Source organism: Afipia sp. GAS231 (assembly GCF_900103365.1).
Lineage (GTDB): Bacteria > Pseudomonadota > Alphaproteobacteria > Rhizobiales > Xanthobacteraceae > Bradyrhizobium.
This window is the reverse complement of record NZ_LT629703.1, coordinates 2,161,131-2,184,138: the sequence shown is the minus strand read 5'-3', so window position 1 is coordinate 2,184,138 and position 23,008 is coordinate 2,161,131. Positions and strand designations below refer to the sequence as shown.

Here is a 23,008-nt window from a genome sequence, read left to right as displayed (position 1 = left end):
CCCCGTATAACCTATTTCAGAACAATGCGGGACCAGAGGATTCGCCCCCATGAACAGCCCGAGCCGGGTGATCGGCTTCGTCAATGCGGCCCATTTCATCGACCACTACGCGATGCTGATCTTTGCCGCCGCGGTGATCGTAATGGGTCCGGCGCTCGGCATGGCCTATTCGGAACTGCTGCCTTACGCCACCCCGGGCTTTATTGCCTTTGGCGCCGGCTCGCTGATAACAGGCTGGCTCGGCGACCGCTGGAGCCGCCGCCACATGATGGTGATCTTCTTTGCCGGCATCGGCGCCTCGATGATCGCGGTCGGCTTCGTGCAGACGCCGCTGCAGCTCGGCGCGGCCTTGCTGTCGATCGGCCTTTTTGCCTCGATCTACCATCCGGTCGGCACCGCCATGATCGTGTCCTATGCCGACAAGCTCGGCCGCGAGATGGGGCTGAACGGGGTCTGGGGCAATCTCGGGGTGGCGTCGTCGGCGCTGGTCACCGGCGTGGTCGGGCAATATCTCGGCTGGCGCTGGGCCTTCATCGTCCCCGGCATCGTCACCATCCTGATCGGCATCGCCTTCGCACAGATGGTGGTCCACGAGGATCGTTCCGGCTTCAAGCAGGCCGCGGCCCAAGCGCGCGTCGCCAAAGAGGACATGTGGCGGGTGTTGCTGGCCTTGCTGATCGTCGTGATCGCGATATCGACCACGTTCAACGCCATCACGGTGGCCATGCCAAAACTGTTCGCGGAACGGCTCGCCGGCATGACCAACAGCCCGGCGCTGCTGGGCCTGATCGCGGCCGGTGTCTACGTGTTCGGCGCCATGACGCAATACACCATCGGCAAACTGATCGACCGCCACTCGCTGAAGTCAGTGATGCTGCCGCTGTCGTTCATGCTGGCGCCGTTCATGTATTTTGCAGCGACCTTGTCGAACCTGCCGCTGATCATTGCTTCCATCGGCATCGTGATGGGCGCGTTCGGGCAGGTCACCGTCAACGACGCCATGGTCGGCAAATATACCAGCGAGGAATGGCGCTCTCGAGCCTATTCGGTGCGTTACTTTATCGGCTTTACCGCGGCGGGCGCGTCCGTCGGCCTCGTTGCCTGGTTGTACGAGCGGGGCGGCTTCGTTACCATGCTGCAGGCGTTCGGTGCGCTGTGCCTGCTGGTGATCGTGGCCGCTGTTATTCTGCCGCAGGAGATCAAGGTGCCGGCGGCGCGGACCGCGCCCTGAGGGCGCGCGCAAGCCCTGCCAGACTTTCGGATGTGCAAGATCTTGGGCTGTGACGAAGCGGTGACATGTTGCGACGCAATATAGCTGTGTCCGGGCCAATCGGAAGATGCACCTTGACCATCGCCCCCCTCCTTGTGTGAGGTGAGGGCATGAACCGATTCCGGATTGTCCTGCTCGTCCTCGCGGTGTGCGCGCCTTCGCTGGCGTCGGCGCAGCAGGCGATGAAATATGAAGAGGCCGCTACCCTGCTGGGGGCCAGTTGCGGCAAGGACATCGACGACAACTGCCGCGGCGTCAATTTGGACCCAACGCGCCTGAAGGAATGCCTCAACCGCAACGTGGACGTGGTGTCGGCCAAATGCCAGGCCGATTCCACCCGCGCCTTTTCGGCCATCCAGCAGCGTATCACCGCGCGTATCACCCTGATGAAGCTGTGCAACTGGGAAATGAACCATCTGTGCAGCGAGGCCAAAGCCGATCCCGCCAAGGGCCTGCAATGCCTGCTCGACTCGACCAAGAAGGCGACCGGCAACTGCAACAAGGCGATCGCAGCGGCGGGGTATCGCTGATGCGCTCGGCAAAAAAGTTGCGCGAGTTCGGTCTGTTGCTGGGGGCGCTGGCGATGTTCGCCGTCCCCGGCTACGCCCAGACGGCGATACCGGCCGCCGACATCATCGACAAGCTGGCCGCAACCGATGGCACTGCGCCTGACATCGACGTTGCCGCGTTGAAGCAGCAGGCCGCCGATCGGGTCAAGGCCAAGGCCGATGCACAGCAGGTCAAGCGGCCGCTGATCGCCCCCCAGCTGACGAAGCTGACGCAGGTTCGCTTCGACGTGTTGTTCGATCCGGACTCATCGCTGATCAGGCCGGGATCCTACGGCATGATCGGCAGTCTTGCCGACGCGCTCGCGGATCCGAAGTTGCGGCCCTACAAGTTCCTGATCGTCGATCACACCGAGTCCGGTGGCAGGCGCGACGCCAATCTGACGCTGAGCCAGCGGCGCGCCGACTCGATCCGGGACGTGCTGGTCTCGACCTTCAAGATCTCCAACAAGCGCCTGGTCGCGCTCGGCCTCGGTGAAGAGCAGCTGCAGGATTCCAATAAGCCGGCGTCGCCGGTCAATGCCCGGGTGCAGATCATCGCGTTCGGACAGCCCGATGCCGTGGAGCCGAAGCCGGCGACCCCGGCCGCCGCGGCCAAAAAGGGCGCCGCACCGGCCAAGAAGAAGCGCTGATTATCCGGCGCGGATAAAACGCTGAAGGCCCGGCATCAACAACGGGCCAGGGGAGACGTGCCCGATGTACCATCCATCCTTGCCGGCGATGGCCGGCCTCATTCTGGGAATTGCTGCGATGACAACGATGCCGGCGAGCGCCGATGCCTTGAAAGACGAGATGGCGCCGACCGGCAAGCTGCGGGTCGCGATCGCGATCAGCCCGGCCGGCGGCGCCTTCTGGTCGACCAAAACCGAGTCCGGCGGCTATGCCGGCGTGCCGGTCGACCTGGGTAAGGAAATGGCGGCGCAGCTCGGCGTTCCCGTCGAATATGTCGTGCACAACAATTCCGGGCAGATCACCGACTCGGCGTCGAACAAGACCTGGGACGTCACCTTCCTGCCGAAGGACCCGGAGCGCGAAGGCAAGATGTCGTTCGGGCCGATCTACGAGGTTGCGGACGCCACCTACATCGTCAAGCCGAACTCGGCGGTGACGAATTTCGCGACGCTCGATCAGCCCGGCGTCAAGGTCGCCGCGGTCAACAACACCACCACCATGCGCGGTGCGATCGCGCATCTGAAGAACGCCAAGGTCACGGGCTACCAGACCTATGACGAAATCTTCGGCCTGCTCAGCAAGGGTGAGATCGACGCGTTCGCGCTGTCGCGCGACCAGCTCAATGCGATGGCGAAGAAGATTCCGGGTACGAAGGTGCTGGACGAGACCTTCAAGCAGACCGTGACGGCCGTGGCGGTACCACCGAATCATCCGGAGTCGCTGGCGTTCGCGGCCAAATTCCTGACTGAGGCGATTTCGAACGGCACGCTGCGCAAGGCCTATGACAACAACGGTCTGAAGGACGCGCCGATCCGTACCCAGACCCGGTGAGCGGCGCTCGCTGATAATGTTGCTACGAACGCAAAGCTCGCGCCTTGCGCCGGCTTTTGCCGCGCACGCCAACATCTGTGCATATGCACAAATTGAGGGCATGTCGTGACACCGCTGCATTTGGGGCAGTCGCGTCGATTTCAAAAAAATCCTGATATTATAGTGCCTTACCTCGAATTCGGGGTTGGCACATCGATTGCTTAAATGATCCTCAGTCAATGACGACTGCCGTTTGGATTGCCGAGGCCAGCGTTGGTCAGGTGCAGGGATCGGGCGACCTCGCTGAGGCGCCTGGAGCAGTCGTCGGGGCCACTCCACAAAGCTTGTGCATCTCTGTTTTGATCGGGCGTGAGCGTGCCGCCAGCGGTGCTGTCAGCGGAAGCCCTGTGCTTCTGCCGATGGCGCCACTTCCGGCTCTCGCGCGAGGACGGCCTAGCTTTTACATCGGCGCGGCCAGCGTGATGGCCGGCGTTTTTTCAATACTTTCTGCCACACAAGGGGAACTGGAATGGCCTATCTCGCGCCTTCGGAATTCGTCACCAAGATGGTCGATGCCGGAGAATCCAAAATCTTCATGTCGACACGCGACACCATCATCCGCGCCTATATGGCCGGCGCCATCCTCGCGCTGGCGGCGTGGTTCGCCGTGACGATCAACGTCAACACGGGCCAGCCGATCGTCGGCGCACTGTTGTTTCCGGTCGGCTTCTGCATGCTCTACCTCTTGGGCTTCGATCTCCTGACCGGCGTGTTCGTGCTCTCGCCACTGGCGCTGCTCGACAAACGCCCGGGTGTCACACTCGGCGGCGTTCTGCGAAACTGGGGCCTCGTGTTCATCGGCAATTTTGCAGGCGCTCTCACGGTGGCCTTCATGATGGCCTTCGTGACGACGTTCGGCTTCACGCAGGAGCCCGACAAGGTAGGTGCTGCGATCGGAAACATCGGCGAGGGCCGAACGCTGGGCTATGCGGCGCATGGTGCGGCCGGTATGGCGACGCTGTTCATCCGCGGCATGCTGTGCAACTGGATGGTGTCCACCGGCGTCGTCGGCGCCATGATCTCCACCACGGTCCCCGGCAAGGTGATCGCGATGTGGATGCCGATCCTGGTGTTCTTCTACATGGTGTTCGAGCATTCCGTCGTGAACATGTTCCTGTTCCCGTCGGGTCTGATGCTGCATGCCAAGTTTTCCATCCTGGACTACTTCATCTGGAATGAGATTCCGACCGTGCTCGGCAACCTGGTCGGCGGCCTCGCCTTCACCGGATTGACCCTCTACACCACCCACGTCCTGACGCAGCCGAAGCGCGGCCAGGCCTGATCGGCGATTGACTGGAGGGGGTCTCGACCGTTTAGTTGAGGCCCCGCTCCCTGGTCGTGCAGATGCCGCGTGAACTGAAAATATCGGTCGGGCAACATTCTGACAAAGGTCGCAAGGAGACCAATCAGGATTTTCACGGCGTTCTGATTCCGGACGAGCCGTTGCTCAGCCTGAAGGGTATCGCCATCGTGCTGGCGGATGGCATCTCCAGCAGCAATGTCAGCCGGATCGCGGCCGAGTCCGCGGTCAAGGGATTTTTGACCGACTATTACTGCACGTCGGAATCCTGGTCGGTGCGGACGTCGGCGCAGCGCGTGCTGGAGGCGACCAATTCCTGGCTGCACTCGCAGACGCGACGCAGCCAGTATTCCTATGACAAGGATCGCGGCTACGTCTGCACATTAAGCGCAATGGTCATCAAGTCGACCACGGCGCACCTGTTTCACGTCGGCGATTCCAGGATCTATCGGGTTTCCGGCAATACGCTGGAACAGCTGACCGAAGACCATCGCGTCGTCATCTCGTCGGAGCAGAGCTATCTCGGGCGGGCGCTGGGGGTGAATTCCCAGATCGAAATCGACTATCTGACGTCTAAGGTCGAGAAGGGCGACACTTTCGTGCTGGTGACCGACGGCATCTACGAGCATGTCGGCGAGCGCGTGATCGCGCGGGTGGTCAAGGACGGCGCCGATGATCTCGACCAGGCCGCGAAGGCCGTCGTCGAACTGGCCTATGAACTCGGCAGCAAGGACAACCTTACCGTCCAGATCGTCCGTATCGACGAAGTGCCTGACGGTGCCGCCCGCGAAGTGTTCGGCCAGGCGCATGAGTTGCCGCTGCCGCCGCTATTGGAAGCGCGGGCGGTTTTCGACGGTTACCGGATCATTCGCGAACTGCACGCCTCGAGCCGAAGCCACATCTATCTCGCCGTCGACATCGAAACCGATGCGATCGTGACCATCAAGATTCCCTCGATCGACCTGCGCGACGATCCCGCTTATCTGAAGCGCTTCATGATGGAGGAATGGGTGGCGCGGCGGATCGACAGCCCGCATGTGCTAAAACCCTGTCCGCCGCAGCGCCGGCGCAACTTCCTTTATGTCGTCACCGAATTCATCGACGGGCAGACGCTGACCCAGTGGATGATCGACAATCCGAAACCAGGCCTGGAAACCGTGCGCGGCATCGTCGAGCAGATCGCCAAGGGCCTGCGCGCCTTCCACCGCAAGGAAATGCTGCACCAGGACATCCGGCCCGACAACATCATGATCGACGCGACAGGCACCGTGAAGATCATCGATTTCGGGTCGACCAAAATCACCGGCGTCGTCGAGGCCGCACCCTCCGGAAACCGCAACGACATCCTGGGCACGCAGCAATATACCGCGCCGGAATATTTCCTGGGCGCGCCGGCCACGTCGCGCTCCGACCTGTTTTCGCTCGGCGTCATCACCTATCAGATGCTGACGGGGAAACTGCCCTACGGCGCGCAGATCGCACGCGCACGAACGCGCGCGCAGTTCGGCAAGCTGGTCTATGGCCCGGCCTCGCACGGCAGCCGCGACATCCCGGAGTGGATCGACGGCGCGCTGGAGAAGGCCGTGCATCCCAATCCCGCCAAGCGCTACGACAGCCTGTCGGAATTTTTGTTCGACCTGCGTCACCCCAATGCCAATTATCTCTCGACGTCATCGACGCCGCTGATCGAGCGCAACCCGCTATTGTTCTGGAAGAGCACGACCACCGTGCTCGCGCTCGCGGTCATCCTGCTGCTGGCGCTCCAGCACTTCGGGCATCGCTGATTGCTTGCGCGGTGCCTCTCGTAGACCCTGACGTTGGTGTGCTGCAAATGACACACCGTATATGTCCGGTGATGTCAGCTGTTGATCGTGCGCGGACATTTATCCGGCTCGCTCCAGCCATGTTGCCGACCCAATCTTTGTCTTAGACCACGAGAACCAAAACACTGTGCGAGGACCACTCTGGTTCCCGCAACGGTTCCGTCGCCAACGTTGGCGCGGATCCGCAAGAAATTGGCACGAGCTCGTCAACGCCTCCGCGTTGGGTCGACCATTTCTTTTGCGGCATCTGGAACCGAACGTCACAAAATCAATCGAGGAGTTACGATGTTGTTCCGCGCGAGCGCCGCGATTTGCGGCGCTGTAGTTACGTTTGCCGTTTTTGCTGCCGCCGCTCGAGGTCAAGGCGCGACAGTTCATTCGAACGCCGTCGTCGATGAGGCTTGTGGCGATGCGCTCGTTGGCGCGGCATCCACGTACAATCCATTCCAGCCCGGAACGCGGGAAGGTGGTCCGGAGACGGCCTCCGGCGAGCGCTATGATCCCTCTGCCTGGACGGCTGCCATCAAAACCAGCCTGCGTGAAAAATTTGGTGGCGTGCAATTTGGCGAGAGGCCGAAGTACGCCCTCGTTGAGGCTGTCGGCAAGAAAGTCATCGTCAAGATAAACGATGTCGGCCCGCTCATGCCCGGCCGCATCATCGATCTCAATGCGCGGACGATGCGTCATTTCGATCCGAGCATGGAGATCGGCGTCATTCACGACGTAAAAGTCATGCCGCTTCTCGGCGACTACTGGGTACCCGGACCCGTCGGCTGAACGAAGCCATGGAATAAAAAATTGGATGTTGCGCTCGCTCTGGTCGAATATCGCACCTGGCTGACATCGGGCGATGGCGTCCGACGTTGCTTCCGAGGTTGACCGGACGCCGGCGGCGCAAATGAGGGTTGGCTAGACGCCCTAATCCGTCGCGCCCACAATCGGGTCCATGCCATGTCCGCAACCCGGATTGATGCGAGCGGTCACAGCAGCTACAGGTACTCTCCAACGATACAAAAGCCGGATGCGAGAGTTTGACCAGCGAGCGTAGGATCCTCCTTTGGATGTGCCTCCTCGTTGGTGTGAACCAGCTCGGGTTCGGCGCGATGGTGCCGTCGCTGCCGCTTTACGCGAGTTCGTTCGGTGTTTCGGCTTCGGCCATCGGACTTGCCGTCGCCGCCTATGGTTTGGCGCGTTTTCTGGCGGTGTTGCCTGGAGGGCAACTGGCGGACCGCTGGGGCCGTCGGCCCGTGCTCGCCATCGGCGGCCTGATTTCGGCGGTCGGAAGTTTCTGGTGCGCCGAAGCGCATAGTTTTGTCGAATTCATCCTGGCGCGAGGTGTTGCGGGCGCCGGCGCCGGCATCATTCTGACGATTGGCCAGATCGTGCTCGCCGATATCAGTCCGCCCGACCGGCGCGGGCGCAACATCGCGACGTATCAGGCCGCGTTTCTTTTCGGCTTTGGCGTCGGACCTTTTCCGGGTGGACTGCTGGCCGCTACCCACGGCCTTGCCGCGCCGTTTTTGATGACGGGGGTTGCAAGTCTTCTGACGACGGTGATCGCCTGGTTTCTGGTCAGCGAGACCCGGCCCGCCAGGGCGGGCGCGGTCGCTTCCGGCAAGGCCGCCGAGATTCCCTTCGTCTGGCAGATGCTGGGGTTGTTGTCGCATCGCGGCTTTCTTCTCGTCAGCCTGATCTCGCTGATGAACGCCGTCGTGCGCACAGGTGGGCTGTTTGCACTCATCCCGCTACTTGCCACGACCACGCTTGGCCTTTCGGTCAGCGAGATCGGCTTCGCCATGATGGTGTCCGGCATATTCGGCCTTGTCGCCGCTTATCCGGCCGGCTGGCTCGCCGACCGCATCGGTCGGAAGGCGGTCATCGTCCCGTCTACGGTACTGACGGGGATGTCGATGGTCCTGTTCTGCTACGCCCCTTCGTATGCGTGGTTTATTGCGGCCTCCATTGTCTGGAGCGTTGCGGCCTCCATCAGCAGCTCCGCGCCGGCGGCCTATGTCGTCGATACCGCCCCAGCCGGAATGAATGCTTCCGCAATGACGGCATTCCGGATGACGGCGGATGCGGGGTATGTCATTGGGCCGCCGGGACTAGGCTTGCTGGCTGACATCACCAGTTCGACGGTCGCCATTATCTCGGCATCCGTCGTTCTGGTCTCTCTCGGCGCCATCTTTGCCGTCACGTCCCCGGAAAAACGCAGTGTGGCGCAGCCCTGATTTCCTAATTCGTCGCGCCCGCAATCGGGTCCATGCCGCTCTTGACCAGTTCTGCGCGGGCCGCGGGCGAAGCGAGGAAATTGATCAGCGCCTTGCCGGCGTCGGGCTCTTTGGAAACGCTGGCGATCCCGGCCGAAAACACCGTGATCTGCTGCAGCTCGGCCGGCAGCGGGCCGATGATGTCGATGCCTTCGACCGGCTTCAGCTCGCTGATCTGCTGGAAGCCGAGTTCGGCGTCGCCATGCGCCACGATCTCGCCGACCGGGGTTGCCGGAATCTTTCGGGCCTTGTCCTTCATGGCGTCGAGAATGCCGAGCTTGGCGAACATCTCGGTCGAGACATAGACGCCGCTGGCGCTGTCGGAATAGGCGATGGTTTTCGCCGCCAGCAGCGCGCGCTTGACCGCGTCCGCCGACGAGATGTCCGGTCGGGGCGCGCCGGATTTCACGGCAACGCCGATCGGCGACCTGACCAGATCGACCGTGCTATCGGCGACAACCTTGCCCTTCTTGACGAGGTCGCCGAGCGCGTAGCCGACCATGATCAGCACGTCGGCCGGTTCGCCGCGCTCCAGCCGCACCGGGATCGCATTGGCGGTCGTGCCCATTGACGGCCCGTAGGCGGTCAGCACCTTGTGGCCGGTGGCGCGCTCGAATTCGGGAATCAGCGCCTTGTAGGCCGCGGTCATGCCGCCCGAGATCATCACCCGGACCTCGGCGGCAGAGGCAGCGCCGCTCAGCAGAAGGGCGCTGAAGAGGCCGAGCGCGAAAGCGCGAAAAGCAATCGAAAGCCGCATGACAAATCCTCCCGGGACGACTCTTGAGCGGTCGGCCTCGGGAGGGTTTTAGCGCGTGAGGGGAAGAGGGGCTACCTCAAATGCCGTCATTGCGAGCGAAGCGAAGCAATCCAGACTTTTGTCGTGGCTTCTGGATTGCTTCGTCGCTTTGCTCCTCGCAATGACGTGGAGAAAGGCGCGACGCGTTGCGCTCACGAATTCACATGCACGAAATCCCGCAGCAGCGGATAGATCTCGTTGTTCCAGCGTTTGCCCGAGAACACGCCGTAATGGCCGACGCCGGCCTGCATGTGGTGCACCCGGCGATAGGCGCGCACGCCGGTGCAGAGGTCCTGTGCTGCCAGCGTCTGGCCGATCGAGCAGATATCGTCCTTCTCGCCTTCCACCGTCATCAGGCCCATGCGCTTGATTGCGGCCGGGTTCACCGGCCGTCCGCGATGCACGAGCTTGCCTTGCGGCAGCAGATGCTCCTGAAATACGTCGCGCACGGTCTCGATGTAAAACTCCGCCGGCAGGTCCATCACGGCGAAATATTCGTCGTAGAAGGTCTTGATGACGTCGGCCTTGTCCTTCTCGCCCTTGGCGAGATGATTGGCGAGATCCATGTGCTGCTTGATGTGGCGCTCGAGGTTCATCGATACGAAGGCGGTAAGCTGCACGAAGCCGGGATAGACCTGGCGGAACGCGCCCTTGCATTGCAGCGGCACGTAATTGATCAGGTTCTCCTCGAACCACTTGATCGGCTTGCTCTTGGCGAAACCGTTGACCTTGGTCGGCTGAATCCGCGTGTCGATCGGGCCGGCCATCAGGGTCAGCGTCGCTGGTCGGGCGGGGTGGTTGTCCTCCGACATGACCGCGGCTGCGGCCAGCGCCGAAACCGAGGGCTGGCAGATCGCCACCATGTGCGAGCGCGGCCCCATCTTGTCGAGGAACGTGATCAGGTGATCGGTGTAGTCCTCGAGGCCGAACCGGCCCGCGCCAACCGGAATGTCGCGCGGATTGTGCCAGTCGGTGATGTAGACATCGTGGTCCTGCAGCAGCGTCTTCAAGGTGCCGCGCAGCAGCGTCGCGAAATGGCCGGACATCGGCGCCACCAGCAACAGTTTCGGCTGCTCCGGTGAATTTTCCTTCTTGAAGCGCAGCAGCGAGCCGAACGGCGTCGAGTACGTGACTTCCTCGGTGACCTCCAGCTCCTGGTTGCCAACCAGCACCTTGTCGATGCCGTAGGCCGGCCGCGCATAGGTCAGCGACGTCCGCGAGATCAGCTCCAGCGCCGAGGCAAGCCGGCCGAACGCTCTGTCGGAAACGCCTTGCGGCACCAGATTGAGATATTTCAGCGCCGCTCCGGCCCCGGTCCGCCATGGCGCCGTGAGGTCCATGTGGTTCTGATAGGCTTGGTACATCATTGACATCATACAAATCCGCCCCTGTCCTTGGTGCCATGCAATATCGAAGCCAGAGTGGGTTCCACCGCCCCTTAAACTGGCACGTGGCTTGCTGCGTAGAACGCCGGACGCACAGGTCTTGGGCGGCGGCGCAGCCGGCCGATCGGACCCGTGCAGAGGGCGTTCAGGGTTGAGGAAAAGGCCAGATGGCGAAAACGACACTGACTATCTCCAGCAAGAACTATTCGTCATGGTCGCTGCGCGGCTGGCTGCTGACGAAGTTTTCCGGACTGGAGTTCGAGGAGGTCGTGACCGCCCCTGACGATGCGTCGGCGCGCGCCGAAATCCTGTTGCTGTCGTCGTCGATCCTGGTGCCGTGCCTGCGCCATGAGGGCGCCACCATCTGGGATACGCTGGCGATCGCGGCCTATCTCAGCGAGATCAAGCCGGACGCCGGCCTGTTGCCGCCGGATCGCATCCATCGCGCCCATTGCTGGTCGATTTGCGGTGAAATCCATTCCGGCTTCACGACGCTACGCGCCTCGCTGCCGGTCAATCTCAAGGGCCATTTCCCGGGCTTCAAGATCTGGTCGCGGGCGCAGGCCGACATCGACCGGGTCTGCACCATCTGGCGCGAATGCCTCGCCGAATCGGGTGGCCCGTTCCTGTTCGGCGAGCGCGGCATGGCGGACGCCATGTACGCCCCCGTCGTCACCCGCTTCATGACCTACGACGTGAAGCTCGAGCCGAAACTCGCGGCCTACGCCAAGACCATCATGGCCATGCCCGAGATGGTCGAGTGGATCGAAGCCGCCAAGGCAGAGCCCGCCGACATCGAAGAACTCGAGGTCGAATATTAGGCAGGTTCCGCGGCGCGTTGCCCGTTTGAGGGGCTCAAAGCCCGGGCAGGCTTGCTAAGGCCGGTATCGGAAGCGCCTGCCGCCGCCGGCGCCCCGGCTGGTCTCCTCAGATACGCGATGCGAATTCCAGTTCCCCGCCAGACGCTTCGCGCTGGCATGGCAAATCGCCGCAGTGCAACCAGATTGGCGCGGATTTCGCATGGCAAGAGGCAGCCGTGAACGCGACGATGCGACGCTGCCGAAAATTTGGACGCCTTGCGCCGTCGCGATCTCGCGAACAGGAACCGTGGAGGCTTCAATGAACCAGCATGCTGTCTTGAGCCGATTTTCACACGTCAAACCGCCGCGGACGTGACGCCATGTCATCCCCAGAGGAATTAACCTTTGTCGTCGGCCGCTGGCTGTGGCCCTTTGTCATCGTCCTGTATGTAGGGCGTCGCCTCGGGTTTTGGCCGATACCTAGCCGTGAACAAGGGAGTACAGCGCTAAAGCAGTGATTCGGGCGCGGTTCGTTCCGTTGGCGTTCCGAACCTTAAGATGACGCGCGGGCGCGTCGCATTCTGGCACAATGCGCGCGCCGAGAGCGTTTTCAAGCGAAGTGGGTACCGGTTCGCGTCAAGAAAACGCGTCAAACTAAGGACTGACGCGCGGCAGCCGCCAACCCACGACCGTGGCCTCGACCGCGCCACCGGTCCTCTCATTGCGCCATTGGCCATCGACCCATCGGCAGGCAAATGGAAGCTGGTAAGTGCCGCTGTGGTCCTCGCACAATACTTCCACCGGCTGGTCCGGCGGCGGTTCTCCAGTGCCGTCGAACTGCGCCAGCCGCTTTTCACGCGTTGCCATCTAATCAATCTCCGCTGCCGGATCCGGCAAACCCGAATGTTTGCCGCCCCAGCCAAATTCATCTTCTGTAACGGTCCCAAGCACAGCGCCCGAATGCGGTATCAGTGTGGTATCTCTGACCCCGTTGACCCGCTTGACGCAATTTGCCGTGATTTATGCGCATGGCGTTTTCGCGCGAAGTGGATACCGGTTCGCGGAAAGAAAACGCGTCAAAACAGGACTGAACGAGGATTTGATGATCGCCCGGATTTTCACGACGGCTTTTGCCGCTACCGCGTTGTTGACGGCCACATTTCCTGCGACCGGTCATGCGCAGGACGTCCCCGGCATTGAAATCTGCACGGTCGAAAAGACCATGGAGCGTCGCACCAGTTGCCTGCAGAGCAACGTCGATTTCCTGCAGAAGACGATCACCAAGCTGACGCTGGACCACCAGCAGAAGATCGATGCCGCCAACCGGCAGATCGAGGGACTGAAGGGCACGGTGGTGGGCCTGCTGAAGACCGTGAGCGACTTGCAGGCGGCGCAGAAGAAGACCGACGAGGATCTGAAGAAGAAGGCCGATGCTGCGCCGGCCAAGGACGCGGCGCCGGCAAAAGAGGGGACAAAGTAGTCACGGCGTTGCGAAGCATGCCCTCGGACCTGATCCGGGGGTGGACACGGGTTCGCGCGAAGAAACGCGTCGAATCAAAAATCTAGAGCCCCGTTCCGGTTCGATCGGAACGGAAACGGCTCTAGGGAAACAGGCCCGCGGCTCGGTATGCTTCAACGATTTCGTCGAACACCGTCACGTCGCTGCGACCTCGCGCGACCAACTGCGCGCCTTGGATGGCTGCGAACACCGCCTGCGCCTGGCGTTGAATGGCTTTGCTGGCGGCGCCGGGCCTTCGCGGCGCCAACACCTTCGTCAGCCACCGGATATTGATCTCGGTGAATCGATCCACCTCGGCTTTGACTTCCGGCGGCAGATCGTCGTGTTCGGCGGCCATGATCCCGCACAGGCACATCCGATTGTCGTTTAGCAGCGCCGAACGAAAAACCCTGGCATAGTTCTTCATGCATACGGTCGGCTCCTCCGAGGCGGCGAGAAAGCCGTCGAGTAGCTCGCTCGCCTCGTCGGTATAGGCGCGCGCCAGCGCGGCTCCGAGGTCGCCCTTGGTCGGAAAGTGGTAGTGGATGCTGGCGCTCTTGACGCCAACTGCCTTGGCAATCTCCCGGAAGCTAAGGCCGTTGTAGCCGTGGGCCTGCACCGTTGTGCGCCCGGCGGCCATGATCGCCTCTCTGGTATCTGTGGTTCGCATCTTTGTGAACTTCCCGAAGTTATCTATCGATAGATAGACATTGACGATGCCGGATGGAAGGCCCTAACTAGGATTACCTATCTATCGATAGATAAACAACAGAAAGGCCTTCCCATGAAGATCTATGATCGTCCGGGCTTTCCCAACTCGTCCCGTATCCGCATCGTGCTGGCCGAAAAACGGCTAGAGAACAGAATCGAATTCGTCAGCGTTGATCTGATCGGCGCCGAGCACAAGCAGCCGCCTTTTCTCGCCATCAATCCATCCGGCAAGATTCCGGTGCTCGAACTCGATGACGGCACCCTGATCTCTGAGTCCACGGCAATCACCGAATATCTGGACAATCTGGATGGCAATCCGACTCTCACCGGCAGGACACCGCGCGAAAAGGCCATGGTTCACATGATGCAGAACCGTGCCGAAGCCGAACTGATGGGGGCCGTGGACGGCTATTTCCATTATGCGACGCCGGGCCTGGGCGATGCGATGCAGCCCTATGTAAGTCCCGAATGGACCGGCCGACAGGAATGGGGCCAAAGGCAAGGCGCGAAGGCCGTCCAGGGCATGAAGTATTTCGACGGCGTACTGAAAAGCCGGCCCTTCGTCGCCGGCGAGGCATTCTCGATGGCTGACATCACGGTCTTCGCGAGTCTCAATTTTGCCGAGGCCGCCGGCTTGGCGATGCCGCCGGAACTCGCATCACTGGCGGCCTGGCGAACGAAGGTTTCGGAGCTGCCGAGCGTGAAGAAGCGCAGTGGTCAGGCGTTCCTTCCGGAAGACCTCAAGCGCTTCGGCTTGTAACCTCTGTCGGGGGTGCGATCGCCTGATGAACCGGCGCACCCGTGCGTTACGGAATGCGCCGGATCCAGTCGAGCCTTACGAGTTCTTCTCGCCCGACATCAGCGGTCCGAACAATTCCCAGCTTTCGCCCTTGAACTTCATCATCTGAAGCTGCTCGAGCGGGGCAAAGTCGGTCGGGCTGGTCTTGATCTTGGTGCCGGGCAGGTAGACGCCGAGTTCGAAGTTCAAACTGGCGGCCTGCTTCATGACGTTCTCGCGGGTGAGGTCGTCACCGCACTGCTTGAGCACCTGGACGATGCCTTGCGCCACGCCATAACCGAAGGTGGTCGAGGCGTCTTCCTGGTCGCCTTCGGGATACCACTTGGTCATGAAGGCACGCCATTCGTTCATGGCCGGATCGTTCTTCCACTGCGGGTCCTTGGGATCCTTCAGATAGGCCGCACTCAGGATGCCCTGGCCGTTCTCGTATCCGGCCGGCTTCATCACGCTGCCGACCGATACCGACACGTTGGTGAGGAAGTGGACCGGATTCCATTTCAGTTCGCCGATCTTCTTGATCGCCTGCGCGGCGAATTTCGGCGTCGCGATGTTGACGAAGATGTCGGGATTGGCGCCCTTGATCTGCACGATCTGCGAATCCACCGTCGGCGATGAGGTTTCGTAGGAGCTTTCGACGACGATCAGCTTGTTGGCCTGCTCGCCGAGTCCCTCGCGCAGTCCGATCACGTAGTCCTTGCCGAAATCGTCGTTCTGGTAGAGCACGCCGATGGTTTTGCCGGGAAAGTTTTTGAGAATATAGGCGGCATAGATTCGGGCCTCGGTCTGGTAGTTGGGCTGCCAGCCGATCGTCCACGGGAAATTCTTAGGATCGTTCCATTTCGCAGCACCGCTCGAGACGAAGATCTGCGGCACCTTCTTGGAGTTCATGTACTTCTGGATCGCGGTATTGCCCGGCGTACCCAGCGGATTGAAGATCAGCAGCACCTCGTCGGATTCGACCAGCTTGCGTGCTTGCTCCACGGTCTTCGGCGGGCTGTAGCCGTCGTCATAGCTGACGAAGTTGATCTTGCGGCCGTTGATGCCGCCTTCGGAATTGATCTTGTTGAAATAGGCCGCCTCGGTCTTGCCGATCGTCGCATAGGCGGACGCCGGCCCCGAATAGGGCATGATGTTGCCGATCTTGATCTCGGTATCGGTAGCACCCGGATCGTATTTCTTCTGGGCGTTGGCTGAGCTTGCAACGGCGATGGCGAACAGTCCCGCAAGTGCTGCGGATGTGACACGGTTCGAGATACGGTAGTGCATCAATCGTCCTCCCTGACGTGCTGGCCGAGGCTCTGCAGTCTTCATTGTGAGGCAGCTTGGTGAGCCGTCGGATTCAATGCAGGCAGCGAGTATGCACGATTGGGATTATGTTACCAGCGCAGCCTTTGGAGCGGTTTCGAGCGAAGCCTGCCCCGCGCTTGATGCGGGGTGGTACCGGTCGCGTGAAGAAAACGCGTCAAAACAGAGAACTATTCGCTAATTTCCGTGCGGCGGAACCCGGGATTTTCCCGTGCGGGAGCAAGTGCGGTCAAACGAGGCGCGCGCCGACAGGCCATGGTGGCGCCGCTTCGAGGGAAAACTTTGGTCCATGAATCCAGCCAACAAGGCGCTCTGGTACATCGAAAGCCACTTGGCCGGGCCGTTGACGCTCGACGAGATTGCCGGCGTCAGCGGCGTCTCGCGCTTTCATCTGGTGCGGGCATTCGGCGCCGCGAGCGGACTTTCGGTGATGCGCTATGTGCGTGCCCGCCGCCTCAGCAAGGCGGCACGTGCGCTTGTCGCCGGCGCGCCCGATATTCTGAGCCTGGCGCTGGATGCGGACTACAGCTCCCACGAAGCCTTCACCCGTGCGTTCCGCGACCACTTCGGCGTCACGCCCGAAGCGGTCCGCGACGGCGCGTGTCTCGACCATCTCAAGTTACAGGAGCCCATTCTCATGGAGTCCACCGCACTCGATCATCTCAAGCCTCCGCGTTTCGAGACCAGCAAAGCCATGCTCGTCGCCGGCATCGGTGACCGCATCAATCATCAGAACAACGGGGCCGGCATCCCCGGCCAGTGGCAGCAGTTTCACCAGAAGTCCGGCGATATTCCGGACCGGGTCGGTAACCTCGCTTACGGCGTTTGCTGCAATGGCGATGATTCCGGAAACTTCGATTACATCGCCGGCGTCGAGGTTTCCGATTTTTCCGACCTGCCGCGCGAATTTTCCCGGGTGCGGATCCCCGAACAGAAGTACGCGGTGTTCACCCACTCAGAACACATCTCGACCATCCGCCGCACCGTCAACACGATCTGGAATCACTGGCTGCCGGTGTCCGGTTTCAAGGCTGCCGATGCGCCGAACTTTGAGCGCTACGACGAAAAGTTCGATCCGGTGACCGGCAATGGCGGGCTGGAGATCTGGATTCCGGTGCGGGAGTAGGGCGGCTCGGGATGGCGTCGTGCTTTTCAACTGCGCCTTCCTTGGCGCCGCTTGCTGACAATTTACGCAAGGCACCATCCTTTTTCTTTTGGAATCGCATCATGGGGGTCCACGCAACCCCCAGCGTTGGCCGATATAACAGCCTGTGCGAACTAGCCTTTTTTCAATGCGCCCATCCCCTGCGAGGCGATGTGATGCTCCCGGCCCCAACTGGCCCAAATTTCGCATCGCAGCATGCATCGTGAGGCTCGGGATCGACGAGCGATTCCGAGCGCCCTGCCAGGCAGAGCAGCAATTGAACATGCCTCAGATCTCGTTGAACGACTCGGATTGGAGGGTGTCATGAACGTGCACGCCGCGATCGATCTCAAAATGCCCGGCCTTACCCGCCCGAACGGCGATCCCCTCCGGCTGAACAACACGAATTTCGTCGCGATCGACCGCGACAAGGATGCGTCACACGAGGCAACGTATCGCCCGCAGGCGCTCTACAACCGCGCCAACGAAGGCTTTCATGCCAACAACGAAACCTTCCTGCTCCACGAGGTTTCGACCAACCTGCCGATTTACCTCCCCGATACCGGCCCCACCGATTTCCATCTTCACCTGCCGCCGGGCGGTTACCAGCTCGTGCTGGTCACGTCGGGCACGTTCACCTTCGATTACGATGGCCGGTTTTACTACGTCGCCCCCGGTGCGGTGATGCTGCAGAGCGCGATCGTGCATCGCCAGCTGTTTTACACCTGGTCCGGGTTACCAACGGAAGAGAACCTGAAGACGCCGCAGACCGTCGTGCCGGATCCGATGTCCATGGGCTATTCCGGCAAGTTTCTCGAAGCCTTCATCACCGATCCCACGACCTTTCCCAACCCGACCGTGGTGGGTCCGGATCAGATCAACGAAGCGGAAACGCCACGCGTGGCCTGGAGCCATCCGCTGCATGATCGCCCGGCCGATGCCTGCTTCTGGCTCCAGGATCCGCTGGAGCTGGACGCGCTCTACAAGCCGCTGCCACCTGGTGCGCCGGTCAAATCCGCCGGGCCGGTTTATGTGCGTGATATCGGTATCGAGATTCCGAGCGGTCGTTTGACGACGGGACACATCATCGCGACCGACCCGCGTGGTCAGTCGCTGTTGCCGAAGAGCACCTCGGCCGCCGCGGATACGGCCTTCCTCGACAAAGGCGAGGTCGTGATCTATCGCGTCATCCGCGGCACCGCCGCCTTTACCAACAGCGCGGGGGAGAATTTCGAACTCGCGACCGGCGATACCGTGACGGCGGGCAAGAACACCATCAATCTCGTGGGCGTCGGCGAGAATACCCAGATCCTCCGGCTCGGCTTGCTGAAAGGCATGGAGAATCTTCGCAGCTGGACGCCGACGCAGCGCGACGAGATTGACGGCCTGGCCGGTCAAATCATTACGCGCAAGGACATCCGCCCCCTGCGTACCGAAGGCAAGCCGGTCGGGTATTTGTACGAGTAGACCGGCGTAGGGCGGATTAGCCGACTTGTCTGCCGTAGCTCTGCGAGCGAAGGCGGAAGGCGTAATCCGCCATTGCGTATCAGACGGCGGATTACGCTTCGCAAATCCGCCCTACGGGCTGCCGCGGGCCGACGTCCACTCCTATTTCGACCCAGTCTCATTGACCGGCTGGACGCTCCTCATGGCCGCGGCGCCATCGCCGGGCGCGTCCAGCAACACGTTGATGGCCATGGTGCTAACCCACGCCAGCATGCCGGCCGCTGCCGCGAGCGCAATGCAAAGCACTGCCAGATTTGAAAATTTGCGAAGCATTGGAATCCTGCCGCGGGCAAAAACTCCGGTAGATGAATTTGGTTCCTGGACAATTTGTCGCTGACTACGCCGTCGCGGCTTCACGATTTGGCGTAGAACAATGCGGCGGCTCCCGGCCGCGAGGAACCGCGCGTTGCGATGACGATTGTCTCGAAAACGGAGGCGTTGTTATGGCCAGGAAGGCGAAAAAAACTGCCAAAAAGAAACCAACCTCGAAGCGCTGGTCTCAAAAGGTGACTGAGACGAGTGATGCGATGACCCTTGAGGATGGCGTCTTCAAGAAGACGCCTCGGGCCCTCGCCTTGTCCCTGAAACGCTCAGCCGAGCGAAGCACAAGGCGAAAATCGTCGCCGTTCCGCTCGGCGATGTCGATGCTCAGCTTCTACGAAAACCGCGCCGGCAAAATCTCTCCGCCATCCGCAAGGTCAAGATCGAGAAAGCCAAGGACGAGCTCCGCGCGCTCTACGACAAAGCATGATGAAGGGTCGAGAATGCTCAGACACGCGGGCGGATTAGCGACAGCGTAATCCGCCGATACATTTGGGACGGCGGATTACGCTTCGCTAATCCGCCCTACGGATTAGCGGATCAATCCCAGGATCAGCACCAGCAGAACGGCGCCGATCAGACCGGCGAGGAAGATCGCCCGGCGAGCCGGCGTCTTCAGAATGATTTCGCCACCCCGTGCTTTTTCGGCAGGATAGGGCGCAGGGCCTTCGCGTACCATGCTACGTCATCCAGTAGATCGCGATTCCGATCGCGACAAGCGCAATGACGCCGGTGGTCAGTATACCCCGGCTCCGCTCAGACTCGCTGGGTGGCTGTTCGATCAGCGTATGATCAATGACAGGACCGTGTTTCATGGGACACCTCAATGCCTTTTGAAATACTGCACGTCGTGCTCGTGCTTTTCCGCTGCGGCGCGTGACTTGAAGGTGCCGAGGTTGCGGCGCTTGCCCGTCTTCGGATTTTTCTTGCGGGAATAAAGCCGGAACTCACCCGAGCTCAACTTGCGGATCATGCGCCACTCCCTCGGTGCGCGGCATTTCCGCTACAACCAACAGCCTCGACCATTGGTTCCTCGCGCGCGCGTTGGAAGACGACGAAGTTCCCGGATGCGCAGGATGGGGGCGAGCGAAGCGATACCCATCACAGATGAATAGGATCCCTGCGCGGGGGCGCACCGGCAATGGTGACCTGGAAAGATGCTTCCATGCGAGGTTGCGCCGTCATCCAGCCAAGGCTAGCCTCTCTCGAAACAATCAGGGAGGAAGCGATGCGCTATGGCCTTTTCGTGATCGGGTTGATGGCCCTTGCGACCCCGGCGCATGCCGAGTCCCGCGCCGAGTACGTCACCATGGTCCTGCAAGCGTTCGCCACCAAGGTGGAGTGTCCCGGCACCGACGTCGCCTATCAGGATCTGGTGCAGAAGGCCAAGGAGATGCAGCTCGCCGACGAGACCACCGAGCAGGTGCGCAAGGCCATCGCCTACATGCACACCGGCGGCAAGATGGGCGAAAAGCAATCTGACGATCTGATGACCGAGGTCGCGGTCGCCACAAGGGCGACGGATGCCGACCAGCGGCGTCTCGGCATGACCGCCTGGTGCGAGGCCCAGAAGACCAGGCTGTCCGGGTTCATCCGCGCCAAGAACTAATTCGTAGGATGGGTTGAGCGAAGCGAAACCCATCAGCCAAGCGCCGCCGTCGATGGGTTTCGCTTCGCTCAACCCAAGTCCCGACCCACCATAGGCATGTTGCCCGACGGGCAAATCAACCCAAGATGTGGGTCAATCTCTTCGCGCGAAAATATTCCGCTTCGCGGCTGGGTGGAATCAAACCTACAACTCCGTCCATCCCGTCCCGAGCAGAGGGCGTTGGCCATCGTCACGAACGTGGGGCGGGGATGCGGTGGACGCGATGGTGCGAAAGACGAGCGCACGGTTGCGTACGGTGAAATCGTTTGGGTCCGACGCCCCGGTGCTGGCGTCAAGTTGGCGAGAGGCTAACGCTTCAAGCCGGCGATGGTGGCAAGAAAGCCGGTCACCAGGACGATCTCGTATAAGCCGTAAAGCCATTGCGCAGGGAAAGTCGGAGTGCCTCCGCTGAACCTGTATGCTCGTGTGCAGCCTATTCTTGTGCAACACGCACGCGAGACCGCGGGTACAGCGTGTACCCGGCTTTCCCTGCGCCCTCTGATTTTCATGGGCGAGAGCAATCGGAGCACTTCGGGCGCCTGGCGCCGCGAGAACATACCGCCATGCTCGCAGTCGGGTTGGCAATCCCTGACGACTTTGCCATAACCGAAGCAACGAAATTGTGTGCGTGCGGGGCCGAACTGGAATCCGCCAGCAGCTACAAGCCGGGAGGATTTCATGGCCAATGTTCGCGTGATCGCCACTGGATTGGAGTTTCCAGAAGGGCCGGTGGTGATGCCCGACGGCTCGGTGGTGCTGGTCGAAATCCGCGGTAAACGCCTGACGCGCTGCTGGCCCGACGGCCGCAAGCAAGTGGTCGCGGAAATCCCCGGCGGCCCCAATGGCGCGGCGCTCGGTCCTGACGGCAAGATGTACATCTGCAACAACGGCGGTTTTGGCTGGATCCCGACGCGCAATACCTTCATGCCGGGCCCGCCGTCGGCGGCCGAATATATCGGCGGCTCGATCCAGCGCGTCGATCTCACCACCGGCAAGGTCGAGACCGTGATCGACAAGGTCGGCGAGCATCCGCTGAAGGGGCCGAACGACCTCGTGTTCGACAAACACGGCGGGCTCTGGTTCACCGATCTCGGCAAGCGCCGCGCCCGCGATATGGATGTCGGCGCGTTCTACTATCTCAAGCCCGGCATGAAGGAGGTCGTCGAAGGCGCTTTCGGCATGATGCCGGCCAACGGCATCGGCATCTCGCCGGACGAAAACACCGTCTATGTCGCGGAGACGCCGACGGCGCGGCTGTGGGCGTTCGATCTCGCCGCGCCCGGCGAGGTCAAGCCGCGCGATCCGATCTACCGCGGCGAACGCGGCAAGCCGATCGCGGGACTCGGCGGCTACCAGATGTTCGATTCGCTGGCGGTGGAAGCCTCCGGCAATATCTGCGTCGCGACGTTGATCTCGGGCTGCATCTCGGTGATCGCGCCCGATGGCAAGTTGGTCGAGCAGGTCGAGACCGGCGACCGCATGACCACCAACATCGCCTTCGGCGGCCCCGATCTGAAGACCGCCTACATCACGCTGTCAGGCAAGGGCGAACTGGTCGCGATGGACTGGGCGCGGCCCGGTCTGGCGCTGAATTTTTTGAATAAGTGACGGCCGAAAGGCCGTCATTCCGGGGCGCGCTTAGCGCGAACCCGGAATCTCGAACTTCCGGGTCTGGTGCTAACGCACCATCCCGGAATGATCGCCTCACGAACGGAGTCCCAAATGCCCTTCCTTGAACCTGTCACCCTGCGCGGCGAACACGCGCGGCTCGAGCCGCTGTCGCAAGATCAATGTGCCGGGCTCACCGAAGCCGTCAGCGACGGCGATCTGTACAAGCTCTGGTACACCGCCGTGCCCACGCCGGAAGGCATGCGCAAGGAAATCGATCGCCGGCTCGGCCTGCTCACGGCAGGCTCCATGCTGCCGTTCACGGTTTACGACGCCGACGGCAAGATCGCGGGCATGACGACCTACATGAACGTCGATGCGGCCAACCGCCGCGTCGAGATCGGATCGACCTGGTATGCCAAGCGTGTGCAGCGCAGCGCGGTCAATACGCAGTGCAAATTGCTGCTGCTGACCCACGCTTTCGAGAAGATGGATTGCATCGCGGTCGAGTTCCGCACGCATTTCTTCAATCACCAGAGCCGGCGCGGCATCGAACGGCTCGGCGCCAAGCAGGACGGTATTTTGCGCAGCCACCAGATCGCGCCGAACGGCACGTTGCGCGACACCGTGGTTTACAGCATCATCGCCAGCGAATGGCCGACGGTGAAGGCGCATCTCAATTATCAACTCAACGACAAGCCGCGGTAACGTTAGCC

At 61.5% G+C, this 23,008-nt stretch carries 25 protein-coding genes; 17 read left to right on the top strand and 8 right to left on the bottom strand.

Translation table 11 applies throughout. The annotated features are described in order from the left end of the window. Positions 1–49: 49 nt before the first annotated feature. The 8 genes from BLS26_RS10430 (at position 50) to BLS26_RS10395 (ending at position 8,732) form a co-directional block, all read left to right on the top strand. Positions 50–1,231 carry an MFS transporter gene (locus tag BLS26_RS10430; RefSeq protein WP_092510749.1) on the top strand — a complete coding sequence of 394 codons (1,182 nt, stop codon included), beginning with the start codon at positions 50–52 and terminating at the stop codon, positions 1,229–1,231. Between the two features lie 149 nt (positions 1,232–1,380). Continuing rightward, a complete protein-coding gene (locus tag BLS26_RS10425; protein ID WP_092510747.1) occupies positions 1,381–1,800 on the top strand; it encodes a hypothetical protein in 420 nt (139 codons plus the stop codon). Continuing rightward, on the top strand, positions 1,800–2,468 hold the full coding sequence (locus BLS26_RS10420) for an OmpA family protein (protein WP_244541904.1): 669 nt from the start codon (positions 1,800–1,802) through the stop codon (positions 2,466–2,468). The genes BLS26_RS10425 and BLS26_RS10420 overlap by 1 nt, the downstream gene beginning before the upstream one ends. An 88-nt stretch (positions 2,469–2,556) precedes the next feature. After that, a complete protein-coding gene (locus tag BLS26_RS10415; protein ID WP_244541977.1) occupies positions 2,557–3,339 on the top strand; it encodes a transporter substrate-binding domain-containing protein in 783 nt (260 codons plus the stop codon). A 508-nt stretch (positions 3,340–3,847) separates the two neighbouring features. Continuing rightward, on the top strand, positions 3,848–4,660 hold the full coding sequence (locus BLS26_RS10410; protein WP_092510743.1) for a formate/nitrite transporter family protein: 813 nt from the start codon (positions 3,848–3,850) through the stop codon (positions 4,658–4,660). 62 nt (positions 4,661–4,722) lie between these two features. Further along, a complete protein-coding gene (locus BLS26_RS10405) occupies positions 4,723–6,462 on the top strand; it encodes a bifunctional protein-serine/threonine kinase/phosphatase (RefSeq protein WP_092517905.1) in 1,740 nt (579 codons plus the stop codon). A 324-nt stretch (positions 6,463–6,786) separates the two neighbouring features. Then, positions 6,787–7,278: a septal ring lytic transglycosylase RlpA family protein gene (locus tag BLS26_RS10400; protein ID WP_092510741.1), complete on the top strand. Its 492-nt coding sequence runs from the start codon at positions 6,787–6,789 to the stop codon at positions 7,276–7,278. Positions 7,279–7,562: 284 nt separating this feature from the next. Next, positions 7,563–8,732: an MFS transporter gene (locus tag BLS26_RS10395; RefSeq protein ID WP_092510739.1), complete on the top strand. Its 1,170-nt coding sequence runs from the start codon at positions 7,563–7,565 to the stop codon at positions 8,730–8,732. A 4-nt stretch (positions 8,733–8,736) separates the two neighbouring features. On the opposite strand, the gene BLS26_RS10390 is transcribed toward BLS26_RS10395, so the two are convergent. After that, on the bottom strand, positions 8,737–9,528 hold the full coding sequence (locus BLS26_RS10390; protein ID WP_092510737.1) for an extracellular solute-binding protein: 792 nt from the start codon (positions 9,526–9,528) through the stop codon (positions 8,737–8,739). Between the two features lie 191 nt (positions 9,529–9,719). Next, positions 9,720–10,943, bottom strand: a complete 1,224-nt coding sequence (locus BLS26_RS10385) for a polyhydroxyalkanoate depolymerase (RefSeq protein ID WP_092510735.1) — start codon at positions 10,941–10,943, stop codon at positions 9,720–9,722. Positions 10,944–11,119: 176 nt separating this feature from the next. Between BLS26_RS10385 and BLS26_RS10380 the strand changes: the two genes are divergently transcribed. Next, positions 11,120–11,773 carry a glutathione S-transferase family protein gene (locus BLS26_RS10380; RefSeq protein WP_092510733.1) on the top strand — a complete coding sequence of 218 codons (654 nt, stop codon included), beginning with the start codon at positions 11,120–11,122 and terminating at the stop codon, positions 11,771–11,773. Between the two features lie 633 nt (positions 11,774–12,406). Here BLS26_RS10380 and BLS26_RS10375 read toward each other — a convergent pair. After that, positions 12,407–12,619, bottom strand: coding sequence for a hypothetical protein (locus BLS26_RS10375; RefSeq protein ID WP_092510732.1), 213 nt, complete (start codon positions 12,617–12,619; stop codon positions 12,407–12,409). A 235-nt stretch (positions 12,620–12,854) separates the two neighbouring features. On the opposite strand from BLS26_RS10375, the gene BLS26_RS10370 reads away from it, so the two are divergent. Continuing rightward, positions 12,855–13,232, top strand: coding sequence for a hypothetical protein (locus tag BLS26_RS10370; RefSeq protein WP_244541903.1), 378 nt, complete (start codon positions 12,855–12,857; stop codon positions 13,230–13,232). A gap of 121 nt (positions 13,233–13,353) precedes the next feature. Here BLS26_RS10370 and BLS26_RS10365 read toward each other — a convergent pair whose 3' ends face one another. Then, on the bottom strand, positions 13,354–13,890 hold the full coding sequence (locus BLS26_RS10365; protein ID WP_197681331.1) for a TetR/AcrR family transcriptional regulator: 537 nt from the start codon (positions 13,888–13,890) through the stop codon (positions 13,354–13,356). 144 nt (positions 13,891–14,034) lie between these two features. On the opposite strand from BLS26_RS10365, the gene BLS26_RS10360 reads away from it, so the two are divergent. Then, the gene (locus tag BLS26_RS10360; RefSeq protein ID WP_092510728.1) at positions 14,035–14,721 is read left to right on the top strand and encodes a glutathione S-transferase family protein; all 687 of its coding nucleotides are present in this window, start codon (positions 14,035–14,037) and stop codon (positions 14,719–14,721) included. A gap of 75 nt (positions 14,722–14,796) precedes the next feature. Here BLS26_RS10360 and BLS26_RS10355 read toward each other — a convergent pair whose 3' ends face one another. Further along, on the bottom strand, positions 14,797–16,026 hold the full coding sequence (locus BLS26_RS10355; protein WP_092510726.1) for an ABC transporter substrate-binding protein: 1,230 nt from the start codon (positions 16,024–16,026) through the stop codon (positions 14,797–14,799). Between the two features lie 328 nt (positions 16,027–16,354). Here BLS26_RS10355 and BLS26_RS10350 point away from each other — a divergent pair, with 328 nt between their 5' ends. The 3 genes from BLS26_RS10350 to BLS26_RS37205 all read left to right on the top strand — a co-directional run bounded on the left by BLS26_RS10350 (position 16,355) and on the right by BLS26_RS37205 (position 19,515). Continuing rightward, entirely contained in the window at positions 16,355–17,191 is an 837-nt protein-coding gene (locus BLS26_RS10350; RefSeq protein WP_092510724.1) for an AraC family transcriptional regulator, read from the top strand. A 342-nt stretch (positions 17,192–17,533) separates the two neighbouring features. Then, a complete protein-coding gene (locus BLS26_RS10345; protein ID WP_092510722.1) occupies positions 17,534–18,676 on the top strand; it encodes a hypothetical protein in 1,143 nt (380 codons plus the stop codon). 344 nt (positions 18,677–19,020) lie between these two features. After that, positions 19,021–19,515: a DUF3175 domain-containing protein gene (locus BLS26_RS37205; protein ID WP_371360797.1), complete on the top strand. Its 495-nt coding sequence runs from the start codon at positions 19,021–19,023 to the stop codon at positions 19,513–19,515. A gap of 53 nt (positions 19,516–19,568) precedes the next feature. Here BLS26_RS37205 and BLS26_RS35640 read toward each other — a convergent pair whose 3' ends face one another. Genes BLS26_RS35640 through BLS26_RS10335 form a run of 3 tightly spaced genes read right to left on the bottom strand, consistent with a single transcriptional unit; the run spans position 19,569 to position 20,009 of the window. After that, positions 19,569–19,715 (bottom strand): peptide ABC transporter permease, encoded by a 147-nt coding sequence (locus BLS26_RS35640; RefSeq protein ID WP_157676399.1) that lies wholly within the window; start codon positions 19,713–19,715, stop codon positions 19,569–19,571. A 1-nt stretch (position 19,716) separates the two neighbouring features. Then, entirely contained in the window at positions 19,717–19,851 is a 135-nt protein-coding gene (locus BLS26_RS37050) for a hypothetical protein (protein WP_256385921.1), read from the bottom strand. A gap of 8 nt (positions 19,852–19,859) precedes the next feature. Further along, the gene (locus BLS26_RS10335) at positions 19,860–20,009 is read right to left on the bottom strand and encodes a hypothetical protein (protein ID WP_092510718.1); all 150 of its coding nucleotides are present in this window, start codon (positions 20,007–20,009) and stop codon (positions 19,860–19,862) included. 255 nt (positions 20,010–20,264) lie between these two features. Between BLS26_RS10335 and BLS26_RS10330 the strand changes: the two genes are divergently transcribed. From BLS26_RS10330 to BLS26_RS10320, 3 genes are all read left to right on the top strand, one after another. Then, on the top strand, positions 20,265–20,645 hold the full coding sequence (locus BLS26_RS10330; protein WP_092510716.1) for a hypothetical protein: 381 nt from the start codon (positions 20,265–20,267) through the stop codon (positions 20,643–20,645). A gap of 717 nt (positions 20,646–21,362) precedes the next feature. Next, entirely contained in the window at positions 21,363–22,292 is a 930-nt protein-coding gene (locus BLS26_RS10325) for an SMP-30/gluconolactonase/LRE family protein (protein WP_092510714.1), read from the top strand. A 114-nt stretch (positions 22,293–22,406) separates the two neighbouring features. After that, entirely contained in the window at positions 22,407–23,000 is a 594-nt protein-coding gene (locus tag BLS26_RS10320; protein WP_092510712.1) for a GNAT family N-acetyltransferase, read from the top strand. Positions 23,001–23,008 lie beyond the last annotated feature (8 nt).